The sequence below is a fragment of the Escherichia sp. E2661 genome (genome assembly GCF_004745185.1).
Lineage (GTDB): Bacteria > Pseudomonadota > Gammaproteobacteria > Enterobacterales > Enterobacteriaceae > Escherichia.
Window position 1 is genome coordinate 181,402 of sequence record NZ_PDIG01000005.1, and the last position, 17,767, is coordinate 199,168.

Annotated in this window: 13 protein-coding genes and 4 pseudogenes; 9 read left to right on the plus strand and 8 right to left on the minus strand. The window is 53.5% G+C overall.

Annotated features, from left to right (window positions below; all coding sequences use genetic code 11):
• Position 1 precedes the first annotated feature (1 nt).
• Positions 2 to 214, plus strand: a complete 213-nt coding sequence (gene ybcJ, locus CRI63_RS04115; RefSeq protein WP_000190288.1) for a ribosome-associated protein YbcJ — start codon at positions 2 to 4, stop codon at positions 212 to 214.
• Positions 215 to 321: 107 nt separating this feature from the next.
• Positions 322 to 843, plus strand: coding sequence for a metal-dependent hydrolase (locus CRI63_RS04120; RefSeq protein ID WP_135492576.1), 522 nt, complete (start codon positions 322 to 324; stop codon positions 841 to 843).
• Positions 844 to 878: 35 nt separating this feature from the next.
• Here the strand turns inward: CRI63_RS04120 and cysS are convergent, their stop codons facing one another.
• Complete coding sequence (gene cysS / locus CRI63_RS04125; protein WP_000912345.1) at positions 879 to 2,264, minus strand: cysteine--tRNA ligase; 1,386 nt, start codon at positions 2,262 to 2,264, stop codon at positions 879 to 881.
• A 173-nt stretch (positions 2,265 to 2,437) separates the two neighbouring features.
• Here cysS and ppiB point away from each other — a divergent pair.
• From ppiB to purK, 4 genes and pseudogenes are all read left to right on the plus strand, one after another.
• Positions 2,438 to 2,931, plus strand: a pseudogene (ppiB, locus tag CRI63_RS04130) (peptidylprolyl isomerase B).
• A 2-nt stretch (positions 2,932 to 2,933) separates the two neighbouring features.
• The gene (gene lpxH / locus CRI63_RS04135; RefSeq protein WP_135518581.1) at positions 2,934 to 3,656 is read left to right on the plus strand and encodes a UDP-2,3-diacylglucosamine diphosphatase; all 723 of its coding nucleotides are present in this window, start codon (positions 2,934 to 2,936) and stop codon (positions 3,654 to 3,656) included.
• 117 nt (positions 3,657 to 3,773) lie between these two features.
• On the plus strand, positions 3,774 to 4,283 hold the full coding sequence (gene purE, locus CRI63_RS04140; RefSeq protein ID WP_001295318.1) for a 5-(carboxyamino)imidazole ribonucleotide mutase: 510 nt from the start codon (positions 3,774 to 3,776) through the stop codon (positions 4,281 to 4,283).
• Positions 4,280 to 5,348: pseudogene (gene purK, locus CRI63_RS04145) on the plus strand (5-(carboxyamino)imidazole ribonucleotide synthase). Before purE ends, purK begins: the two are co-directional and overlap by 4 nt.
• 220 nt (positions 5,349 to 5,568) lie before the next feature.
• Here purK and CRI63_RS04150 read toward each other — a convergent pair.
• The 4 genes and pseudogenes from CRI63_RS04150 to CRI63_RS04165 form a co-directional block, all read right to left on the minus strand.
• Positions 5,569 to 6,462 (minus strand): carbamate kinase, encoded by an 894-nt coding sequence (locus tag CRI63_RS04150; protein WP_135518583.1) that lies wholly within the window; start codon positions 6,460 to 6,462, stop codon positions 5,569 to 5,571.
• Positions 6,459 to 7,273: pseudogene (locus CRI63_RS04155) on the minus strand (DUF2877 domain-containing protein). The gene CRI63_RS04150 and the pseudogene CRI63_RS04155 overlap by 4 nt, the downstream one beginning before the upstream one ends.
• A gap of 10 nt (positions 7,274 to 7,283) precedes the next feature.
• Positions 7,284 to 8,543, minus strand: a complete 1,260-nt coding sequence (locus CRI63_RS04160) for a DUF1116 domain-containing protein (RefSeq protein ID WP_135518585.1) — start codon at positions 8,541 to 8,543, stop codon at positions 7,284 to 7,286.
• A 9-nt stretch (positions 8,544 to 8,552) separates the two neighbouring features.
• A pseudogene (locus CRI63_RS04165) lies at positions 8,553 to 10,221 on the minus strand (acyl-CoA synthetase FdrA).
• 315 nt (positions 10,222 to 10,536) lie between these two features.
• On the opposite strand from CRI63_RS04165, the gene allD reads away from it, so the two are divergent.
• From allD to allE, 3 genes are read left to right on the plus strand one after another with little or no spacing between them, the layout of a single operon-like run.
• Entirely contained in the window at positions 10,537 to 11,586 is a 1,050-nt protein-coding gene (allD, locus tag CRI63_RS04170) for an ureidoglycolate dehydrogenase (protein ID WP_135518587.1), read from the plus strand.
• A 21-nt stretch (positions 11,587 to 11,607) separates the two neighbouring features.
• Complete coding sequence (gene allC, locus CRI63_RS04175) at positions 11,608 to 12,843, plus strand: allantoate deiminase (RefSeq protein WP_135518589.1); 1,236 nt, start codon at positions 11,608 to 11,610, stop codon at positions 12,841 to 12,843.
• A gap of 10 nt (positions 12,844 to 12,853) precedes the next feature.
• Positions 12,854 to 13,639 (plus strand): (S)-ureidoglycine aminohydrolase, encoded by a 786-nt coding sequence (gene allE, locus CRI63_RS04180; protein ID WP_135518591.1) that lies wholly within the window; start codon positions 12,854 to 12,856, stop codon positions 13,637 to 13,639.
• A 204-nt stretch (positions 13,640 to 13,843) separates the two neighbouring features.
• On the opposite strand, the gene glxK is transcribed toward allE, so the two are convergent.
• Genes glxK through allB form a run of 3 tightly spaced genes read right to left on the minus strand, consistent with a single transcriptional unit; the run spans position 13,844 to position 17,730 of the window.
• Positions 13,844 to 14,989, minus strand: a complete 1,146-nt coding sequence (gene glxK / locus CRI63_RS04185; RefSeq protein ID WP_135518593.1) for a glycerate 3-kinase — start codon at positions 14,987 to 14,989, stop codon at positions 13,844 to 13,846.
• 21 nt (positions 14,990 to 15,010) lie between these two features.
• On the minus strand, positions 15,011 to 16,312 hold the full coding sequence (locus CRI63_RS04190) for a uracil/xanthine transporter (RefSeq protein ID WP_135518595.1): 1,302 nt from the start codon (positions 16,310 to 16,312) through the stop codon (positions 15,011 to 15,013).
• A 56-nt stretch (positions 16,313 to 16,368) separates the two neighbouring features.
• A complete protein-coding gene (gene allB / locus CRI63_RS04195; protein WP_130223141.1) occupies positions 16,369 to 17,730 on the minus strand; it encodes an allantoinase AllB in 1,362 nt (453 codons plus the stop codon).
• Positions 17,731 to 17,767: the final 37 nt, after the last annotated feature.

A 17,767-nucleotide genomic window follows, 5' to 3' on the forward strand; every position in this document is an offset into this window, starting at 1 on the left:
CATGGCGACATTTTCTTTAGGTAAACATCCGCACGTTGAGCTGTGCGACTTGCTGAAACTGGAAGGCTGGAGCGAAAGCGGCGCGCAGGCGAAAATCGCGATAGCCGAAGGCCAGGTGAAAGTCGACGGTGCGGTTGAAACGCGCAAACGCTGCAAAATCGTCGCCGGTCAGACAGTGAGTTTTGCAGGTCACAGCGTACAGGTTGTTGCCTGATCCCTTTCCCGGCCTGTATCAACAGGCCGGTTCTCTTTTCAGACTTTTACCCTCTACGCCCCGTTCAGCCATGCTGATAGCATCGACATTTTGCCGAAGCGACCATCATGCCAACCGTTATTACGCACGCCGCCGTTCCCCTATGCATTGGTTTAGGGTTGGGTTCGAAAATCATCCCGCCGCGTCTGTTATTTGCCGGAATCGTCCTGGCGATGCTGCCCGATGCCGATGTATTGTCGTTTAAATTTGGCGTTGCTTACGGCAATGTTTTTGGTCATCGCGGGTTTACCCATTCGCTGGTGTTTGCGTTTGTTGTCCCGCTGTTATGCGTACTGATTGGGCGTCGATGGTTCAGGGCTGGGCTGATTCGCTGCTGGCTGTTTTTAACCGTATCATTGCTATCGCACAGCTTGCTGGATTCGGTAACCACTGGCGGTAAAGGCGTTGGCTGGCTGTGGCCGTGGTCAGATGAACGCTTTTTCGCGCCCTGGCAGGTGATTAAAGTCGCGCCGTTTGCGTTGTCTCGTTACACCACACCGTACGGGCATCAGGTGATAATTTCTGAATTGATGTGGGTATGGTTGCCGGGGATGGTGCTGATGGGAATGTTGTGGTGGCGCAGGCGATAACCGGATGCGAGAACTCGCATCCGGCAATAGAGCAATTACTTACGACGCCAGGTGGTCCCTTGCGGGCCATCTTCCAGCACGATCCCCATCTCGTTAAGACGGTCACGCGCCGCATCTGCCGCCGCCCAGTCTTTGGCTTTACGGGCATCCAGACGCTGTTGAATTAACGCTTCAATCTCAGCTACTTCGCTGTCGTCTGCCTGCGCGCCGCTTTGCAGGAACGCTTCCGGTTCTTGCTCCAGCAGGCCCAATACAGCGGAAAGTTTACGCAGGTGAGACGCCATTGCATTCGCCGCTGCCATATCTTCTGCTTTCAGACGGTTTACTTCACGCGCCATATCAAACAGTACGGAATAGGCTTCCGGGGTGTTGAAATCATCGTCCATCGCTTCAATAAAGCGCGCTTCAAACGCTTCACCACCGGCAGGCGCAACGGTTTTGTCTGTGCCGCGCAGCGCAGTGTAGAGACGCTCCAGCGCCGCACGCGCCTGCTTCAGGTTCTCTTCGCTGTAGTTCAACTGACTGCGATAGTGACCCGACATCAGGAAGTAACGCACAGTTTCCGCATCGTAGTATTTCAGCACATCACGCACGGTGAAGAAGTTACCCAGCGATTTAGACATCTTCTCGCGGTCAACCATCACCATACCGGAATGCATCCAGTAGTTCACATACTGGCCATCGTGCGCACAGGTGGACTGGGCAATTTCGTTCTCGTGGTGCGGGAACATCAGGTCAGAACCGCCGCCGTGGATATCAAAGTGGTTACCCAGCTGCTTGCAGTTCATTGCCGAACATTCAATGTGCCAGCCTGGACGGCCCGCGCCCCACGGAGACGGCCAGCTCGGTTCGCCCTCTTTCGACATCTTCCACAGAACGAAGTCCATCGGGTTGCGTTTGTCGTCGACCACGTCAACGCGCGCGCCTGCCTGCAGCTGGTCGAGATCCTGACGCGACAGCACGCCATAAGTCGGATCGGTCGGGACGTCGAACATCACGTCGCCGTTGTCCGCCACATAAGCGTGACCTTTGGCGATCAGTTGTTCCGTGAGTTCAATAATTTCTGCGATATGGTGCGTCGCGCGCGGCTCCATATCCGGGCGTAGAATGTTCAAAGCATCAAAATCTTTGTGCATTTCGGCGATCATGCGATCCACCAGCGCTACAAAGCTTTCGCCATTTTCATTGGCGCGTTTGATGATTTTGTCGTCGATATCGGTAATGTTGCGCACATACTTCAGCTTATAGCCGAGGAAACGCAGATAGCGCGCAACCACGTCAAAAGCAACAAAGGTACGCCCGTGACCGATATGACAGAGATCGTAAACGGTGATTCCACACACGTACATGCCGACTTCCCCGGCGTGAATAGGCTTAAATTCCTCTTTTTGGCGTGTCAGAGTATTGAAGATTTTTAGCATCGAAGATTCCGTTTAGACATGTGTGGGTAATTGAGTTGCGTATAATACCCATATTTCCCGCGCGAATCAGCATACATTGCGAGATGATCCGATCGTGCGGTTATGCTATAACACCACCCTATATATGACCCGAACAGGGTTGAAGCACCAATCAAACGGAACAGGATGCAAAAATGGTTACTTTCCACACCAATCACGGCGATATTGTCATCAAAACTTTTGACGATAAAGCACCTGAAACAGTTAAAAACTTCCTGGACTACTGCCGCGAAGGTTTTTACAACAACACCATTTTCCACCGTGTTATCAACGGTTTTATGATTCAGGGCGGCGGTTTTGAGCCGGGCATGAAACAAAAAGCCACCAAAGAGCCGATCAAAAACGAAGCCAACAACGGTCTGAAAAACACCCGTGGTACGCTGGCAATGGCCCGTACTCAGGCACCGCACTCTGCAACTGCCCAGTTCTTCATCAACGTGGTTGATAACGACTTCCTGAACTTCTCCGGCGAGAGCTGCAAGGTTGGGGTTACTGCGTGTTTGCTGAAGTGGTTGAAGGCATGGACGTAGTCGACAAAATCAAAGGTGTCGCTACCGGTCGTAGCGGTATGCACCAGGACGTGCCAAAAGAAGACGTTATCATTGAAAGCGTGACCGTTAGCGAGTAATCGTGGCGACACTCTTTATTGCAGATCTTCATCTCTGCGTGGAAGAACCGGCGATCACCGCCGGTTTTCTGCGTTTTTTAGCGGGAGAAGCCCGCAACGCCGACGCGCTGTATATTCTTGGCGATCTGTTTGAAGCCTGGATTGGCGACGACGATCCCAGCCCGTTTCATCGCCAGATGGCCGCAGCGATCAAAGCGGTGTCCGATTCCGGCGTTCCCTGTTATTTCATTCATGGCAACCGTGATTTTCTGCTCGGCAAACGCTTTGCCCGTGAAAGTGGCATGACGTTATTGCCGGAAGAAAAGGTGCTCGAACTTTATGGTCGTCGGGTGTTGATTATGCATGGCGACACGCTGTGCACTGACGATGTGGGTTATCAAGCTTTTCGCGCCAAAGTCCACAAACCCTGGTTGCAAACGCTATTCCTCGCCCTGCCGTTGTTTGTGCGCAAACGCATTGCCGCGCGAATGCGCGCGAACAGTAAAGAAGCCAACAGCAGTAAATCGCTGGCGATCATGGACGTTAACCAAAACGCGGTGGTCAGTGCGATGGAAAAACATCAGGTGCAATGGCTGATCCACGGGCATACCCATCGCCCGGCGGTACATGAACTTATCGCCAACCAGCAACCTGGTTTCCGCGTCGTGCTGGGAGCCTGGCATACTGAAGGTTCAATGGTGAAAGTCACGGCGGATGACGTTGAGCTGATCCATTTTCCGTTTTAAAAAACCCGCAGCTTTGCTGATTTCACAGCTACGCAACCGTTTTCCTTGCTCTCTTTCCGTGCTATTCTCTGTGCCCTCTAAAGCCGAGAGTTGTGCACCACAGGAGTTTTAAGACGCATGTCTTCCCGCAATAATCCGGCGCGTGTCGCCATCGTGATGGGGTCCAAAAGCGACTGGGCTACCATGCAGTTCGCCGCCGAAATCTTCGAAATCCTGAATGTCCCGCACCACGTTGAAGTGGTTTCTGCTCACCGCACCCCCGATAAACTGTTCAGCTTCGCCGAAAGCGCCGAAGAGAACGGTTATCAGGTGATTATTGCGGGCGCAGGCGGCGCAGCGCACCTGCCAGGCATGATTGCCGCCAAAACGCTGGTGCCAGTGCTGGGCGTGCCAGTACAGAGCGCCGCACTGAGCGGTGTCGATAGCCTCTACTCCATCGTACAAATGCCGCGCGGCATTCCGGTGGGTACACTGGCGATTGGTAAAGCTGGCGCGGCAAACGCGGCGTTACTGGCAGCACAAATTCTTGCGACTCACGATAAAGAGCTACACCAGCGTCTGAATGACTGGCGCAAAGCCCAGACCGACGAAGTGCTGGAAAACCCGGACCCGCGAGGTGCGGCATGAAACAGGTTTGCGTGCTCGGGAACGGGCAGTTAGGCCGTATGTTGCGTCAGGCAGGCGAACCGTTAGGCATTGCTGTCTGGCCGGTCGGGCTGGACGCTGAACCGGCGGCGGTGCCTTTTCAACAAAGCGTGATTACCGCTGAGATCGAACGCTGGCCGGAAACCGCATTAACCCGCGAGCTGGCGCGCCATCCGGCCTTTGTGAACCGCGATGTGTTCCCGATTATTGCTCGACCGTCTGACTCAGAAGCAGCTTTTCGACAAGCTCCACCTGCCGACCGCGCCGTGGCAGTTACTTGCCGATCGCAGCGAGTGGCCTGCGGTGTTTGAGCGTTTAGGTGAACTGGCGATTGTTAAGCGTCGCACTGGTGGCTATGACGGTCGCGGTCAATGGCGTTTACGCGCCGATGAAACCGAACAGTTACCGGCTGAATGTTACGGTGAATGTATTGTCGAGCAAGGCATTAACTTCTCTGGCGAAGTATCGCTGGTTGGCGCGCGCGGCTTTGATGGCAGCACCGTGTTTTATCCGCTGACACATAACCTGCATCAGGACGGTATTTTGCGCACAAGCGTCGCTTTCCCGCAGGCCAATGCGCAGCAGCAAGCGCAAGCCGAAGAGATGCTGTCGGCGATTATGCAGGAGCTGGGCTATGTGGGCGTGATGGCGATGGAGTGTTTTGTCACCCCGCAAGGTCTGTTGATCAACGAACTGGCTCCGCGTGTGCATAACAGCGGTCACTGGACACAAAACGGTGCCAGCATCAGCCAGTTTGAGCTGCATCTGCGGGCGATTACCGATCTGCCGTTACCGCAACCAGTAGTGAATAGTCCGTCGGTGATGATCAACCTGATTGGTAGCGATGTGAATTATGACTGGCTGAAACTGCCGCTGGTGCATCTGCACTGGTACGACAAAGAAGTCCGTCCGGGGCGTAAAGTGGGGCATCTGAATTTGACCGACAGCGACACATCGCGTCTGACCGCAACGCTGGAAGCCTTAATCCCGCTGCTGCCGCCAGAGTATGCCAGCGGCGTGATTTGGGCGCAGAGTAAGTTCAGTTAACCTGGTGCTCATATTCTTGCCGGATGCGGCGTGAACGCCTTATCCGACCTACCGATCCGGTACCCATTGTAGGCCTGATAAGACGCGGCAAGCGTCGCATCAGGCATGGTGCGCCGATTGCCGGATGCGGCGTGAACGCCTTATCCGGCCTGCGGAAGTGATGATATTTCCAGGTCGGATAATCAGCATCGAATCAGGCACAAATGTCTAATGCCTACGACTACAGCGAAATACAGGTCCCCGCTTCGCCCGCCAGCGTCTCTTCAATCCGCGATAACGCCCCAATCCACGCGGGTTTACCACGGCTTCTGACATAACCACTCACCGCCGTTACCTTCGGCCCCATCGAACCATCGGCTTTGGCAAATGGCGCTAACTCATCCGGTGTGGCACGGCGAATGGCGCGTTGCTGCGGCGTTCCCCAGTTTTCATAAACCGCGTCGGCATCAGTGAGGATCACCAGTCCATCGGCGTTAATCTGCTCAGCAAGCAACGCAGCGGCGAGATCTTTATCAATCACCGCTTCATTCCCTGCCCCGTCTTCCGTCACAGGCACACCGCCGCCGCCACTGCAAATCACCACATGCCCCTCTTTGAGCAACAACTCGATGGCTTCGCTGTCGAGAATTTTACGCGGTTGCGGAGACGCCACCACCCGGCGCAAGTATTTACCATCACGTTTCATCTGCCAGCCGTAAGCCGCTTCCAGCGACTCTTGTTCTTCTGGCTGATAAACCGGACCAATAAATTTCTCTGGCTGCAGAAACGCCGGATCATCAGGCGAAACTTCAATGCGCGTCAGCACCGTCGTGACAGGCGGCATCTGCGGCTGTGCGCTCAAACTCTGCGCCAGCATATAGCCAATCATCCCCTGGCTTTCCGCCACCAGCACATCCAGCGGATACGGTTCTACCTCTTTCCACGCCAGATTCTGCAATGCCAGCAGCCCCACCTGCGGCCCGTTGCCGTGAACAATCGCCAGCCGATAAGAACGGGCCAAGCGCGCCAGCGCGGGTACAGCACTGGCAATATTGCGATATTGATTTTCTGCCGTCAGTGCCTCACCGCGCTGGAGTAAGGCGTTGCCCCCAAGAGCTACAACCAGTGTTTTCATGGTTTTCCTTGTAATAATTGTTGACCAAGCCAGAACCCCAGCAGCGTATCTGCCCCTGACGTATGCCCCAGCGCCAGCAGCGAATCAATCGCCGCAGCGGTACGTTTCGGGCAACTCAGAGCATGAACAAAGTGCAGGAGTGGCGAGGTGAAATATCCTTGCGCGGCATAACGTAAATAACTGACGCTCACCGCTGTGGTAACGAGTTGAAGATTGTCGGAACAGGCAAAAACGGGCGACCGGAGCGCGCATCTAAAGCGCCATAATACCAGGCCGCCAGCAGCATTCCCGTTAGCGTGTCATCATGACTTGGCGTTAATCCGGGACCTTTACCCAGCCAGTGCCGCCAGTCGGTCTTAACACCATTGAGCGCGGTCTGAAAACAGTGGCGAAACTGGCGTAATTCAGCAGGCAGCGGATCGCTTGCCGCCAACGCCAGTGGCCCGAAAAGCCCAGTTTCCTCCGCGCGTTGCATCCATGCAGCTGCAAGCGGTTGAGGATGCGCAGGCGGTGTAATACGCAGCAAACAATAACGCTGTGGCTGTTTAACCGTGAAACGCCCGAGGCGAATCCCTTGTGCCACAACCTGCGGTCGTTCATTGCCGCATAATCCACCGCATAACGCATCGAATTGCGCGCGGCGAAGCACCCATCCTCCGGGGCCGAAACCACTACCCTGACGATGCAGCGTTAACAGTTCGCCGCTTTCCGTCATCAGGTTAATCGCCCGCCGCCACACTCCCGCTAACCGCCAGGACTGGCGATAATTCGGTGCGCTACGGCTGGCAAGCAGAGGATGGATGATCGTCATTGCGCGTTCCTCAACCAATCCCCATACTTTCAGCCAGTGCTTCCAGCGCCTGTTCAAAGCACGCCAGCGGTGCCCGCACGGTGCCTGCGCCAATCTGCCCGATCCCCGCCTCTTTATGGGCGATTCCGGTATTGATGAGTGGCGTAATGCCGGTTTCTACCACGCGACGAATATCCAGCCCCAGGCATGCGCCCTGGAAATCCCAGCCGGGGATCTGCAACTGCATATTGCGCTCAAGGAAGATTTCCGCCATCTCTTCAGATACCGTTCTGGCAGCTTCCATGCCACCCGCACCGACAAAGCGCGTTACGCCAGGTGCGGCGATCATTGCGGCACCTCCGATACCAAAGGTTTCGGTAATCGCGCTATCGCCCATATCCGGGTTCGCCTGCTCCTGCGAGAAGCCGGTGAAAAACAGACCTTGTGGAGTGTTTACAGGCGCAGTAAACCAGCGATCGCCCAGCCCGCTTACCCGAATCCCGAACATATTGCCGTTGCGGGTCATAGCCGTAACGATACTGCCCGCACGAATCACCGCGCCTGCATCCATCGCCGCCTTGCAGTAAGCCATCGCGAGGTTGAGGAAGAACTGATCGGTCACGCTGAGGAAATCCATCACTTCGGCGATGTGCTGTTTATCGTGATTGAGGCGAGCAATTTGTGGGGCCAGCGCGCGCATTAACAGTGCTGAGGAAGCAATATTGCGTTGATGGAACTCATCGCCCATGGTAATACCCTGCGCCATCATCGCGGTGAGATCGATACCGCGCTCCATGCGCCCCAGCGCCGCGCTTAATACTGGCATTAACACATCGCGCATCCAGCGATGGCGAGTCAGGACATCTTCGCCGTAAGCGCCAAAACGCATCACTTTGCCGATACCTTCGTTGAGGTTGCAGTACGCCCGGTTGCCGTCGGTCACGTTCTCGACCACCAGCATCGGCATACTGGCAGAAGTAATGCCGCCCATTGGCCCGACGGCATTCACATGGTGACAAGGAATGAAGTTCACTTCCCCCTGCTCCAGCATCGCCAGTGCCTGCGCTTCCTCTTTCGTCCAGCCTTCGAACAGACATGCGCCCACGCACGCCCCTTTCATGGGTCCGGTCATCTCCTGCCAGCGCATTGGCGGCCCGGCGTGAAGCAGTGTTTTGCCCGAGTGTAGTTCGCTAATAAGTGAAGAAGCCGGTTGCACATCCAGCCAGTGTGGACGAGCGCGACGAATTTGTTCGATAACCGCAGCATTGGCTTGCGCCACTGATGTAAACATGGGAACCCCTTATTGCAAACGTTCTAATAAACGAGCCAGTTTTTTATTGCCGCCAGCGACTGGCGCCCATTGGTAATGCACTACTGGTTTGCTGGCACTTTGTAGCTCCAGCGCAAAACTGCGTAATCCGGCATTAATCACGGCGACGTTTTCCAGTAATGACGGTGTGTGTTGCTGAGTGGCAGGCGAAAGCGGACGAATCAGTGCCGCCGCCAGCAAGGTGGCTTCCGGCAGCGAACTGACTACTGCGATCCCCGCATCTTCCAGCGTGGCGATTTGCTGCGAGCGGCATTGCGGGTCACGTTCGGTACCTGTCACCGTGGCAATGGCGTACAGCGGTTGGCTGTCTGAACGCGCGGCACAGGCTTTTTGCCAGGCGCTCACCAGCGAGGCGGCAGGATCGGCGGTCGCACCAAAGCCAATCACCACATCAAGCAGCAACACGCGCACTTGTGGTTTAGCACCGAGATCGGCAATTAACAGGTTGCGTAAGGTCGGGTCGATCATCGGATGGGGACGCCCAACGGTGTAAAAATCATCGCCCAGGTCGAGGATCTGATGTCCATCGGCATCCAGCATCATGCCATGTTGATGGGTATCGTCGGCTGCCACGCCAAGGTGTCCGGCAAGTAATCCCGCCGCTTCGGCAGCCAGCGTACCGCCGGTATACAAACCGCAAATAAAACCTTTGTTGGCAGGCGCTAGCGCATTACGTCGCGCCGTGACCCGAGAAAGTAGACAAGACAGGCGCGCAGCATCATCCAGCGAGGAGGCAAACCAGACATTCTCGTCGCGGGCCACCGCCGGGGTATAACCTAAAAACAGCGCCACCGTCGGTTTGCCGGTTGCTTTCATGGCATTAACAATTTTCAGACGCACAGCTTCGGCAGGTGGTTTTGAAACAAATGCCAGCACTTCGCTTTTCTCGTCTGCACTGAGCATTTCCAGCGCCATCAGCGCACTGATGCCGCCCACTTCACGGCTGAGGTCGCGCCCGCCAAGGCCAATCGCGTGAGTAATTCCCTCCCCTGCCAGCGCAATCTGTGAGCACAGCTCCTGAATCCCGGTACCGGAAGCGCCAATGACGCCAATGTTGCCTTCCGGCATTACGTTGGCAAAAGCCAGCGGCGTGGCGGCAATCATTGATGTACCGCAGTCCGGCCCCATCACCAGCAGGCCTTTTTCCCGCGCGCGGGTTTTAAGTTGGATTTCATCTTCCAGCGTGACGTTATCGGAGAACATCATCACGTTGAGGTTGCGATCCAGCGCCTGGTTTGCCAGCTCCGCCGCATACTCACCAGCCACTGAAATCAGCGCCAGATTGGCATCGGGTAATTTCTGACAGGCACTGTCCCAGCGACGTACCTGCGTCAACGCCTGGCTGCTGCCTGCCCCCTGCCGCCAGTTGTTTTAACGCCTCTTCAAGCTGCTGCATAATCGCCTGCGCGATCCCCGCATCCGTCGCTTCGCTACGAATTGCCACGCAAATATCGTTCGGCGTGGCGTGATTAAAATCGTCATGCCAGAAACCTGTAGTCTCTAATAACGCTTTATTGGCGGGCGTACCCATCATTACGGAAACATCATCAACATTTTCTGATTCGCTGAGTTTTCGTGAAATAATCATTAAACTGACTGAATCCTGAAAACACCCTTTTTTAATAAAGGCGTGGATCATAACAACTCCTTAAAAATTGCACCCATGGCAATTGCACGAGCAGTGTTAATGTGGCGATTACGGTATCGATGACAACGGGTAAATAAGGTGATGAATATCACACAGGGATTATTAACAAAAGAATTCAAATAACCACCAGGCAATTACGCGTTATTTTTAATAAGCATGGTTGTTTTAAAAAACAGGTTAAAAACGAGCGGATTATCAAATAAATTCTAACTATATTTTTTTGCCTGTCTGGATCACATAATCCAGATATTTTCCCTGTATGTTAATTGCAGTCATGCTTCACACCGTCGTTAAAAAGGAAGACAGATGAAAATCAGTCGGGAAACACTCCACCAGCTAATTGAGAATAAACTCTGCCAGGCTGGGTTAAAACGTGAGCACGCTGCAACCGTGGCTGAAGTATTGGTTTATGCCGATGCCAGAGGGATCCACTCTCATGGCGCGGTGCGCGTGGAATACTACGCCGAACGCATTTCAAAAGGCGGCACCAACCGCGAACCGGAGTTTCGTCTTGAAGAAACCGGGCCATGTTCGGCAATTTTACATGCCGATAATGCCGCCGGGCAGGTCGCGGCGAAAATGGGTATGGAACATGCCATCAAAACCGCCCAGCAAAATGGCGTTGCGGTGGTCGGCATCAGCCGGATGGGTCACAGCGGCGCAATCTCTTATTTTGTGCAGCAGGCAGCTCGCGCCGGATTAATTGGCATTTCGATGTGCCAGTCCGATCCAATGGTGGTGCCGTTTGGCGGCGCGGAAATTTACTACGGTACTAACCCACTGGCCTTTGCCGCACCGGGAGAAGGCGACGAGATCCTTACCTTTGATATGGCGACTACCGTACAGGCATGGGGAAAAGTGCTCGACGCCCGCTCGCGTAATATGTCTATCCCGGACACCTGGGCGGTCGATAAAAACGGTGCACCAACAACCGATCCGTTCGCGGTACATGCTCTGCTCCCCGCCGCTGGGCCGAAAGGGTATGGCCTGATGATGATGATTGACGTCCTCTCAGGCGTGTTACTCGGCTTACCGTTCGGGCGACAGGTTAGTTCGATGTATGACGATTTACACGCCGGGCGTAATTTGGGGCAATTACATATAGTTATTAACCCGAACTTTTTCTCCTCCAGCGAATTATTCCGTCAACATCTTAGCCAGACCATGCGCGAATTAAATGCCATTACCCCCGCGCCCGGTTTTAATCAGGTTTATTATCCCGGACAGGATCAGGATATTAAACAACGCAAAGCCGCCGTCGAAGGCATCGAAATTGTTGATGATATTTACCAGTATTTAATTGCCGACGCGCTTTATAACACGTCATACGAAACGAAAAATCCCTTTGCGCAATAATTATTGAGACAGGACTTTCTTATGATTACACATTTCCGTCAAGCTATAGAAGAAACGCTGCCCTGGCTTTCCTCTTTTGGCGCTGACCCAACGGGTGGGATGACCCGTCTACTTTATTCGCCGGAATGGCTGGAAACCCAGCAGCAATTTAAAAAAAGAATGGCAGCAAGTGGGCTGGAAACACGTTTCGATGAAGTAGGGAATTTATACGGTCGCCTGAATGGCACCGAATATCCACAGGAAGTGATTCTGAGCGGTTCGCATATCGATACCGTGGTCAACGGCGGTAACCTCGACGGGCAATTCGGCGCGCTGGCGGCGTGGCTGGCAATTGACTGGCTGAAAACGCAATACGGCGCGCCGCTACGTACGGTCGAAGTGGTGGCGATGGCAGAAGAAGAAGGCAGCCGCTTCCCGTATGTCTTCTGGGGCAGTAAAAATATTTTTGGCCTGGCGAATCCTGACGACGTGCGGAATATCTGTGATGCCAAAGGAAATGGCTTTGTCGATGCGATGAAGGCTTGCGGATTTACTCTGCCGAACGCCCCACTAACTCCGCGTCAGGATATTAAAGCCTTTGTCGAATTGCATATTGAACAGGGCTGTGTGCTGGAAAGTAATGGGCAGTCAATTGGCGTGGTGAATGCAATTGTCGGGCAACGTCGCTATACGGTGACGCTGAACGGCGAATCAAACCATGCAGGCACCACGCCGATGGGCTATCGTCGTGATACGGTTTACGCTTTCAGTCGCATTTGCCATCAGTCGGTCGAAAAAGCGAAAAAGATGGGCGACCCGCTGGTGCTGACTTTTGGCAAAGTAGAGCCGCGCCCGAATACGGTGAATGTAGTGCCGGGGAAAACCACGTTCACCATTGATTGTCGTCATACCGACGCCGCCGTGCTGCGCGATTTCACCCAACAGTTAGAAAACGACATGCGGGCGATTTGCGATGAAATGGACATTGGTATTGATATCGATTTATGGATGGACGAAGAACCCGTGCCGATGAACAAGGAGCTGGTCGCCCCCCTGACAGAATTGTGTGAAAGCGAAAAACTGAATTACCGGGTGATGCACAGTGGTGCCGGGCACGACGCGCAAATTTTCGCGCCTCGCGTACCAACCTGCATGATTTTTATCCCCAGCATTAACGGGATCAGCCATAACCCGGCGGAACGCACCAATATTAACGACCTTGCCGAAGGGGTCAAAACGTTGGCACTCATGCTTTATCAACTTGCCTGGCAGAAATAAGGAGTCATAAATGGGATATTTAAATAACGTCACCGGTTACCGCGATGATTTACTGGCTAACCGTGCAATTGTGAAACACGGTAATTTCGCGCTGTTAACCCCGGATGGTCTGGTAAAAAATATTATTCCGGGCTTTGAAAATTGTGACGCGACAATCCTCTCCACGCCAAAGCTGGGTGCCTCTTTTGTTGATTATCTGGTCACACTGCATCAAAACGGCGGCAACCAACAGGGCTTCGGTGGCGAAGGTATTGAAACGTTCCTGTATGTGATCTCTGGAAATGTCACTGCCAAAGCCGAAGGGAAAACATTTGCCTTAAGCGAAGGTGGCTATCTTTATTGCCCGCCTGGCACCTTAATGACGTTTGTTAACGCCCAGGCCGAAGACAGCCAAATCTTTTTATATAAGCGTCGCTATGTTCCGGTAGAAGGTCATGCGCCGTGGCTGGTTTCTGGCAATGCCAGCGAACTGGAACGCATTCATTATGAAGGTATGGATGATGTGATCCTGCTGGATTTCCTGCCCAAAGAGTTAGGTTTTGATATGAACATGCATATCCTCTCTTTTGCGCCAGGTGCCAGCCACGGTTATATCGAAACACACGTTCAGGAACACGGTGCCTATATTCTTTCCGGTCAGGGGGTTTATAACCTCGACAATAACTGGATCCCGGTGAAAAAAGGCGATTACATCTTTATGGGCGCTTATTCTTTACAGGCTGGTTATGGCGTAGGGCGTGGTGAAGCATTCAGCTATATTTACTCGAAAGATTGCAACCGCGACGTAGAGATTTAAGTCATACCACTCGCCTGATTATTTTTAGCTATGTTGGATTTTGCCACGGTTTATACCGTGGCTTTTTTTGCAACATTGCCTGATGCGCTTCGCTTATCAGGCCTACATGATAATTTTCGGGATGGATCCGGCATACACAACACGCACGTTGTCAGCAATCTGAAGCAGATGCGATATAAACCGCATCCGCTCTAATGGTAATAATCAGAGTTTAATTCCCTGACCTATTTTAATGGCGCAGGCAATATTTCGCGCACTGTGGAAGAGATTGGTTTCACCGCTGGCGAGCACTTCGGCTAAAGGTGCCAGACGTGGCAAAATGCTGAATACCGCATCAATGCCGTACTGGTGCACCACTTCCACGCCATCGCCCAATACGCCTGCAATCCCAATCACCGGGACATTAAACTGCTTCGCCACAGACGCCACGCCCAGCGGCGCTTTACCGCCCGCCGTTTGCGAGTCGATGCGCCCTTCCCCGGTGATCACCAGCGCTGCACCCTGCACTGCCTGCGCAAGATTGACCGCATTCAACACAATCTCAATGCCCGGTTTAATATCCGCATTGAGGAATACCGCCGCCGCAATGCCCATACCGCCCGCCGCGCCACCGCCCGCCATCTGGCAGACGTTGATTTCAGTTTGCTGTTGTAAAACACGGGCGTAATTTTGCAGCCCCTGCTCCAGCTCTTCGACCATTTCCGGCGTTGCCCCTTTTTGCGGGCCAAACACCGCCGCCGCGCCGCGTGGCCCTACAAGCGGGTTATCAACGTCACATGCTACTTCAATATGGCAGTTCGCCAGACGCGGATCGCATTCCTCCATTTCAATGCTTGCCACGCGTGTTAAATTGCCGCCGTTAGCCGCCAGCACCTGACCGTCGGCATCAAGGAAACGCACACCAAGCGCCTGCGCCATGCCCATACCGCCGTCGACCGTCGCGCTACCACCAATGCCGAGAATAATATGGCGAATGCCGTTATCCAGCGCATGGCGAATTAACTCCCCCGTACCAAAACTGGAGGCCAGCAACGGATTACGCTTTTCAGGCGCGACCAGCATCAGGCCGCTTGCTGCCGCCATCTCAATCACCGCTGTTTTCCCGTCCCCGGTAAGGCCATAAAAAGCATTCACTTTTTCGCCCATCGGCCCGCAGACTTCAAGCTTCACGATGTTACCGCCCGTCGCGGCGACCATCGCATCCACCGTCCCTTCGCCGCCATCCGCTATCGGCAAACAGATATAGTTCGCATCGGGAAAGAGGGTCGAAAACCCGGCTTTAATTGCCTGACAACATTTTTCTGCACTTAAGCTCTCTTTAAAAGAGTCTGGCGCAATGACAATCTTCATTATCAATCCTTTTTCAACAAATTATTCGATGCGTTCCCACGGAATAAGGTTATCCATAAGAACAGCCAGTAAAATCCCGACCAATAAGCCGTTACTGAGCAGAGGACGAAGCGTTAATGGAAGGTCTTGCAGATACACAGGCGGTAATGCCATTAAAAATATGCCGACAAATAACGGCAATGCGAGTCGATAAATATTGCGAGCGGTAAACGTTATTTGCTGGCTAAACACCAGCGCGGAAAAGAGTAAAGGCAGATAAGAAACCAGCATGACCGCACTACTCACGGGTAAAGGGATACTGCAAAACAGTCGCGTGAGTGCCGGAACCAGCGCCACCAGCAGGCAAATAACGCTGCCATAAATAAACGAACGCCGCGTGTAATCGCCAGTCTGGGTTAATAAACCAATGGATGAAACAAACGGTGAAAATGGAATTACCGCCAGCGGTACGGTTATCAGCGTCATAAATCCGGTCGCCACAAAGCTGCGACGATAACGCGTATTCCCCGCGCCCTGTTGCGGATAAAAAACATCCGTGCCCCGAATCGCACCGTAGGTATTGCTGATATTTACCAGACCTGTAATCACCGCCGTCAGAATAATCCCCGGCGACAAAGTACCGCCGCTGCCGAGTGGGAACCACTGCCAGTGCAACTCACCGGAGAGCGAGTGCGAAGAAGGAAAGCAAAAGTACCACAACAACCAGCCGGTTATGGTACCGACCAGCAAGCCGTAACGGGCAAAACGTTGCGGCAGGAAGATAATCATCGCCAGTACCAGGCACATCACCGCGACTGAGAGCGCGAACGGCGGTAACTGAATTTTAAAATTTGGGTCGGCTATGCCAAACGGCAGCCCGAGCATACCTTTGAAAAAGATAGTGGTCAGTTGCGCGCCCAGCATCAACATAAACAGGACCATCACCGACGGCGTAAATAACCGTGCCAGGCGATGACCTAATCCGCTAAAACCAATCAACATCGTCAGCACGCCAGAGAGCGCAATCCCCACCGCCAGGCTGGTAGCGATATCGTTGATCGGTGTCCCGCGCGAGGCTTCGCCGAGAGTAATCGTGAGGATGGTTCCCCACCACAGGCCACCTGGCCCTTCCATAATAGCGCGACGATGACCGAAGAATGCCTGAGCGAAGCAGGCCAGCGCGGTTGCGAGAAAAGCATATTGCGTGAGCGTAAGCAGGCTACTTTGCGGCAACTGAAAAGCAGAAAGTAGCGTAGGAGGAACCACAACCGTGTTGCAAAAAATAAAGAAAAACCACTGAAATCCTGATAACAGGCTTTCGCGGCTCACTGCAAAATTGAACATAAACACACCTTAACCGGAGAATGCCCGCCGCAAGGACGGGCATTGCAGGGGCCAGATTACTGCTGATGTTTAAGGATAAATTGACCTTTCGGCGCAACAGGGAAGCCCTGTTCGATGTCGTAAATCACATCACCACGTAAGAGGGTTTTCGTGATACGCGCGCCAATGGTACGGCCAACATACGGGCTGACTTTGTGGCGATATTCCAGATCGTCATTGGTAAGAACATAGCTGCTATTCGGCTGAATGAAGACGAAGTCGGCATCTTTTCCTGGGGCGATACGGCCTTTTTGCTGCAGACCGAAAATATCTGCTGCATTAGTCGCCATTAATTTGCCGAACATTGCCAGAGACATACCGCGTTTCTGTACCGCTTCATCGAACATCACGTCCATGCAGCTTTGCAGACCGGCGATACCGCCCCATGCTTTCATGATGTTGCCTGCTTTCATTTCCGGCGGGCATGGAGAGTGGTCGGAAACCAGGCAGTCGATTTCACCGTTAAACAGTTTTTCCCACATGCCTTTCTGGTTTTCCAGATCGCGGATCGGCGGAGAACACTTCGCCAGGGTGCCAATTTCTTCGAACTGATCGGTATCCAGTACAAAGTAATGCGGGCAGGATTCACAGGTAACGTCCTGACCTTCCTGACGTGCACGAGTGACTTCCTCAACACCTTCCGGGCTGCTGACGTGGCAAACGTGCAGACGGCAACCAGCAACTTTCGCCAGGTACAGCACGCGGCGAATCGCTTCCACTTCGGTAAATACCGGACGCGAAGCCACATAGTCATGAGCGGTTACGCGGCCTTCACGCTTCGCTTCTTCGCCCAGTTCGTCACAGATCAGCGCGTTTTCGCAGTGCACCAGCACCGGCTGACCCAGTTCGCCCAGCTTCTGCGCGCCTTTGAAGAACTGCCAGTCATTGACGTCACGGAAGTCGTTGTCGATACCGCGATCGCCACAGGTCGCAACGAAGCATTTGAAGCCGACAACGCCCACTTCATCCAGCTCGTGCAGACGGTCGATGTTGTAAGACACCAGGCCACCGAGTTGTGCCGCATCGATAGTCAGCTTGCCTTTAGCAGCATCGAACTTCAGTTCAATAGAAGCGCGGTCAACCGTTGCAGGCAGCTGGTTGAGCGGCATTTCGATCATGGTGGTAATACCGCCTTTTGCCGCTGCGCGAGTACCAGTTTCATAACCTTCCCAGTGGCTACGGCCCGGTTCAGAAATATGGGTGTGCGCATCGACCATGCCCGGAGAAACCACCAGGCCAGACGCATCCATAACTTCTTTTGCATCACCCAGATCCTGACCGATAGCGGCAATTTTTCCGCCTTTAACGGCGATATCTACAACGCGAGCTTCGTTTTCTAAAATGACGGTGCCGTTTTTAATAATTAAATCAAAAGACATAACAAACTCCTTGTAAAATACAGATTGGTTTTTCTAA

Coding starts and splice junctions, on each gene's coding strand:
- ybcJ (WP_000190288.1), top strand. CDS start 2: ATGGCGACATTTTCTTTAGGTAAACATCCGCACGTTGAGCTGTGCGAC.
- CRI63_RS04120 (WP_135492576.1), top strand. CDS start 322: ATGCCAACCGTTATTACGCACGCCGCCGTTCCCCTATGCATTGGTTTA.
- cysS (WP_000912345.1), bottom strand. CDS start 2,264: ATGCTAAAAATCTTCAATACTCTGACACGCCAAAAAGAGGAATTTAAG.
- purE (WP_001295318.1), top strand. CDS start 3,774: ATGTCTTCCCGCAATAATCCGGCGCGTGTCGCCATCGTGATGGGGTCC.
- CRI63_RS04150 (WP_135518583.1), bottom strand. CDS start 6,462: ATGAAAACACTGGTTGTAGCTCTTGGGGGCAACGCCTTACTCCAGCGC.
- CRI63_RS04160 (WP_135518585.1), bottom strand. CDS start 8,543: ATGTTTACATCAGTGGCGCAAGCCAATGCTGCGGTTATCGAACAAATT.
- allD (WP_135518587.1), top strand. CDS start 10,537: ATGAAAATCAGTCGGGAAACACTCCACCAGCTAATTGAGAATAAACTC.
- allC (WP_135518589.1), top strand. CDS start 11,608: ATGATTACACATTTCCGTCAAGCTATAGAAGAAACGCTGCCCTGGCTT.
- allE (WP_135518591.1), top strand. CDS start 12,854: ATGGGATATTTAAATAACGTCACCGGTTACCGCGATGATTTACTGGCT.
- glxK (WP_135518593.1), bottom strand. CDS start 14,989: ATGAAGATTGTCATTGCGCCAGACTCTTTTAAAGAGAGCTTAAGTGCA.
- CRI63_RS04190 (WP_135518595.1), bottom strand. CDS start 16,312: ATGTTCAATTTTGCAGTGAGCCGCGAAAGCCTGTTATCAGGATTTCAG.
- allB (WP_130223141.1), bottom strand. CDS start 17,730: ATGTCTTTTGATTTAATTATTAAAAACGGCACCGTCATTTTAGAAAAC.